This is a genomic window from Micromonospora maritima, from assembly GCF_902825405.1.
Classification (GTDB): Bacteria; Actinomycetota; Actinomycetes; order Mycobacteriales; family Micromonosporaceae; genus Micromonospora; species Micromonospora maritima.
Map to the genome: position 1 here is coordinate 1 of NZ_CADEAU010000473.1, position 4,067 is coordinate 4,067.

General features: G+C 72.0%; 4 protein-coding genes. 1 reads left to right on the forward strand and 3 read right to left on the reverse strand.

Annotation, left to right across the window (positions count from 1 at the left end; genetic code table 11):
* Together HUW36_RS27310 and lpdA are read right to left on the reverse strand one after the other, a co-directional pair.
* Nucleotides 1-825: biotin/lipoyl-containing protein (locus HUW36_RS27310; protein WP_343044369.1), on the reverse strand; the 825-nt coding region annotated here is incomplete at its 3' end.
* A 66-nt stretch (nucleotides 826-891) separates the two neighbouring features.
* Nucleotides 892-2,283 carry a dihydrolipoyl dehydrogenase gene (lpdA, locus tag HUW36_RS27315; RefSeq protein ID WP_174530766.1) on the reverse strand — a complete coding sequence of 464 codons (1,392 nt, stop codon included), beginning with the start codon at nucleotides 2,281-2,283 and terminating at the stop codon, nucleotides 892-894.
* A gap of 177 nt (nucleotides 2,284-2,460) precedes the next feature.
* On the opposite strand from lpdA, the gene HUW36_RS27320 reads away from it, so the two are divergent.
* A complete protein-coding gene (locus HUW36_RS27320) occupies nucleotides 2,461-2,790 on the forward strand; it encodes a hypothetical protein (protein ID WP_174530767.1) in 330 nt (109 codons plus the stop codon).
* A 74-nt stretch (nucleotides 2,791-2,864) separates the two neighbouring features.
* Here the strand turns inward: HUW36_RS27320 and HUW36_RS27325 are convergent.
* Nucleotides 2,865-4,067 (reverse strand): leucyl aminopeptidase (locus tag HUW36_RS27325; RefSeq protein ID WP_174530768.1); only part of this gene is annotated, 1,203 nt, incomplete at its 5' end.

The window sequence follows — 4,067 nt, forward strand, 5'->3', positions numbered from 1 at the left end:
GGCGGCCTGCTCGGCCTTGGCCGGCTGCGCGGCCTGCTCCGCCTCGGCGGACGGCTCGTTGTAGGACAGGCCCGGGGTCGGCTCCTCGACCGTGGGCTCCGGCTTCGGCTCGGCCTTGGGCTCGGGCTTCGCCTCCGCCTTGGGCTCGGGCTTCGGCTCCGCCTTCGGCTGGGCCGGCGCGGCGCCGGCCGCCCCGACGATCGCCAGCACGGCGCCGACGTCAGCGGTCTCGTCCTCGGCGACCTTGATCTCCTGCACCGTGCCGGCCACAGGCGACGGGATCTCGGTGTCGACCTTGTCGGTGGAGACCTCCAGCAGCGGCTCGTCCACCTCGACGGTCTCGCCGACCTGCTTGAGCCAGCGGGTGACCGTGCCCTCGGTGACGCTCTCGCCCAGGGCGGGCATGGTCACCGGGGTGCCCTCGCCCGACGACGCGGCGGGCTGGGCCGGCTCCTCGACGGCCGGCTGCTCGGGCTCGGCGGCGGCCTGCGCCGCCTGCTCCGGCTCCGGGCCGGTGCCCTCGGCGGCGGCGGTCGGCTCGGTGGCCGGCTCGACCTCCTCCTGCGGGGCCGCGCCGGCGTCCTCGCCCTCACCGGCGATGACGGCCAGCTCGCTGCCGACCTCGGCGGTCTCGTCCTCGCCGACCACGATCCGGCTCAGCACGCCCGCCGCGGGCGACGGGATCTCGGTGTCGACCTTGTCGGTCGACACCTCGAGCAGGGGCTCGTCGACCTCGACGGTGTCACCCTCCTGCTTGAGCCAGCGCGTGACGGTGCCCTCGGTGACGCTCTCGCCGAGCCGGGGCATGGTGACCGATACCGGCATGTTCTCCAGACTCCTTCATTCCCCTGGTGGGATCATCGCCCGTCGCCGGACGCCGCGGTTGTCGTGTCAGGCGTGCGCGTGCAGCGGCTTGCCGGCCAGGGCCAGGTGCGCCTCGCCCAGGGCCTCGTTCTGGGTCGGGTGGGCGTGCACGAGCTGCGCCACCTCGGCCGGGTAGGCCTCCCAGTTGTAGATGAGCTGGGCCTCGCCGATCAGCTCGCCGACGCGGGCGCCGACCATGTGCACGCCGACCACCGGGCCGTCGTCCACCCGGACCAGCTTCACGTGGCCGGCGGTCTTGAGGATCTGGCTCTTGCCGTTGCCGCCCAGGTTGTAGTTGTAGGTCTTGACCTTGTCGGCGCCGTACTGCTCCTTGGCCTTCGCCTCGGTCAGGCCGACCGAGGCGAGCTCCGGGTCGCAGTAGGTGACGCGCGGGATGCCGGCCTCGTCGATCACGGCCGGGGTCTTCCCGGCGATCTCCTCGGCGACGAAGATGCCCTGCTGGAAGCCGCGGTGCGCGAGCTGGAGGCCGGGCACGATGTCGCCGACCGCGTAGACGTTCGGCACGCTGGTGCGCAGCCGCTCGTCGGTCAGCACGTAGCCGCGGTCCATCTTGACGCCCTGCTCCTCGTAGCCGAGGTCGGCGGTGTTCGGGCCGCGGCCGACGGCGACCAGCAGCAGCTCGGCCTCGACCGTGTCGCCGCCGGAGATGGTCAGCTTGACGCCGTTGTCGGTCTTCTCGACCTTCTCGAACGGCTTGCCGACCTTGAAGTTGATCTTCCGCTTGCGGAACGCCCGCTCCAGCGCCTTCGACGACTCCTCGTCCTCGGCGGCGACCAGGCGGGGCAGCGCCTCGACGATGGTCACGTCCACGCCGAAGGACTTCCAGACGCTGGCGAACTCGACGCCGATCACGCCGCCGCCGAGCACGATCGCCGACGCCGGGACCCGGTCCAGGGTCAGCGCGTGGTCGCTGGTGATGATCCGCTCGCCGTCGACCTCCAGGCCGGGCAGGCTCTTCGCGTACGAGCCGGAGGCCAGCACGACGTTGCGGCCGGTGTAGCGCTTGCCGTCGACCTCGACCACGTTCCTGCCGACCAGCTTGCCGGCGCCGGCCACGAAGGTGATCTTCTTGGCGCTGCCGACCAGGCCCTGCAGGCCCTTGTACAGGCGGGCGATCACGCCGTCCTTGTACGAGTTGACGCCCGCCATGTCGATGCCCACCAGCTCGGCCTTCACGCCGAACTGCTCCGACTCGCGGGTCTGGTCGGCGATCTCGGCGGCGTGCAGCAGCGCCTTGGTCGGGATGCACCCGTTGTGCAGGCAGGTGCCGCCGAGCTTGCCCTTCTCGATGAGCGCGACGGAGAGATCCAGCTGGGCGGCACGCAGCGCCGCCGCGTAGCCGCCGCTACCACCTCCGAGGATGACGATGTCGAAGGTCGTGTCGTTCGGCTCGCTCACATCCAACTCCCAGGTCGCGTCGCTGCATCGGGGGTTACGGCGGAGTAACAGGCACACCCCACCTCGGTCATCTTGTCACCACCCCGGGCCGAGCGCGTACCGAGGTGCCCAACGACACGTCGGCGACACGTACCCTTGGCATCGTCTTCGATGACGTCCGGGGGAGGAGTGGGTCCGGTGGCGCTGTTCCGACGACGCAAGCGGGTGGCCGCGGTGAGCCGCGACCGGGCCGCCGACCGCGCCGATCTGGACCACCTCGAGAACTTCGTCCGCACCCGGCGGGGCGTCGAGGCGTTCCTGGAACCGCGTACGACGGTCACCGAGACCACGGTGATGCTGATCGCCGACGACGGCGAGTGGACCCGCCGGCGGGTCGGCAGCCCGGACGAGGCCCGTCGGTGGGCCCACCGGACCGCCATCCCGATCTACGACGTGCGGCTGATGGGCTATCCGCAGCGGATGCGCGACTACAACGAGCGCCGCAAGCGCCGCCCCGAACTGTTCTGAGCTCTCCGAGCGCAAGTGTTAAGAAGGGCCCCTTCTACAACGCCAGGCGTTAAGAAGGGGCCCTTCCTTGCACGTCAGCCGTTGGCGGCGACGTCGTCCACCAGCTGGAGCAGGGTACGCACCGGCACGCCGGTGCCGCCCTTGGTCCAGTAGCCGGTCGCCTCGCCCGAGTGGTAGCCCGGCCCGGCGATGTCGATGTGCGCCCAGGCCACGTCGTCGGTGACGAACTCACGCAGGAACACGCCGCCCTGCAGCATGTGCCCGGCCCGGTCCATCCCGGCGTTGACCTGCGAGATGTCCGCCACGTCGGACTCCATGCCCTTGCGCACGTCGTCCGGCAGCGGCATCGGCCAGGCCGGCTCACCGGTCGCGTCACCGGCCACCCGGACCCGCTCGCACAGCTCCGGCGTGCCCATCACGCCGGCGATCCGCTTGCCCAGCGCGATCACCTGGCCGCCGGTCAGCGTCGAGGTCTCGAACAGGTAGTCGGCGCCGTCGGAGCAGGCCCGGGCCATGGCGTCGGCCAGCACCATCCGGCCCTCGGCGTCGGTGTTGAGCACCTCCACCTTCTTGCCGTTGTACATGCTGATCACGTCGCCCGGACGGTAGCTGGTGCCCGACGGCATGTTCTCCGCCATCGGCAGGTAGCCGGTGACGGTCACCGACGGCTTGAGCGCCGCGACCGCCAGCATCGCCGCGCCGACCGCCGCCGCGCCGGCCATGTCCGACTTCATCTCCCACATGCCCTGCGCCGGCTTGATCGAGATGCCGCCGGTGTCGAACGTGATGCCCTTGCCGACGAGCGCGACCCGCTTGCCGTTGCCGCCGCCCTCGGGCGTCCAGGTGAGCTTCACCAGCCGCGGCGGGGCCTCGGAGCCCTGGCCGACGGCGAGGATGCCGCCGTAGCCGCCGGCGGCCAGCGCCGCCTCGTCCAGCACCTCGACCTCCAGACCCGCCTCGCGGGCGGCGGCGGAGACCACGTCGGCGAACGCCGGGGGACGCAGCTCGTTCGGCGCGGTGTTGACCCAGTCCCGGCTGGTCCGCACCGCGCCGGCCACCGCCTGCGCCCGGGTGATCTCGGCCTGGGCGGTCGCGTCGGCCGCGTCCGGCACCGCCACCAGCACCTCGGCCACCGGCTCACGCCGGGCCGGCTGCGGCTTGGTCTTGTAGCCGGCGAACCGGTAGCCGCCGAGCAGCGCGCCCTCGGCTACCGCGCGCAGCGCGGCCGGCGCGTCGGCGTCGTCGGGCAGCGGCAGGGCAGATCGGAAGAGCGTCGT